1 protein-coding gene is annotated in these 424 nt (G+C 67.0%); it reads right to left on the bottom strand.

Features of this window, described 5'->3' with window-relative positions:
- A partial coding sequence (locus IG178_RS24235) for a helix-turn-helix domain-containing protein (RefSeq protein ID WP_193215172.1) occupies positions 1–424 on the bottom strand: 424 nt, incomplete at both ends.

Raw genomic sequence — 424 nt, 5'->3', positions numbered from 1 at the left:
CTCCAGCCGACTGGCGACCTCCTCGAGCAGTCGGCCGGGCCTGAGCTTGAACGGCTTCGGCCGACGAGTCTGCTGGCGGGCACGTTCATGTGCGCGCCAAGCCGAGTATTCGCAGCGGCCTCCGCCGCGCTTGACCTCACGGCTGATGGTGGACACCGTTCGCCCCAGCTGCCCGGCGATCGCGGTGAATGTGTCGCCACGATTGATCCCCAGAAGGATCTGCTCGCGCTCATCGATCGTCAGGCAGCCCTGGCGTGGTTTCCAGCCGAGCGGTTTGGCATCGAGGTGCCTGCCGGTGCGGGCCATGATGCCGACCATCGGCGCGCTGCAGCTGATCTCCTTGGCGATATCGACCAGCCGCCAGCCCCTCGCGTGCAACCTGAGCGCCAGCTGCTTCTGCTCCCGGCTGAGATGACCGTGCTTG

Source organism: Neoluteolibacter marinus, from assembly GCF_014904755.1.
GTDB lineage: Bacteria > Verrucomicrobiota > Verrucomicrobiia > Verrucomicrobiales > Akkermansiaceae > Haloferula > Haloferula marina.
Note: the sequence above shows the minus strand (reverse complement) of the source record. Positions and strands in the feature narration are given on the sequence as shown.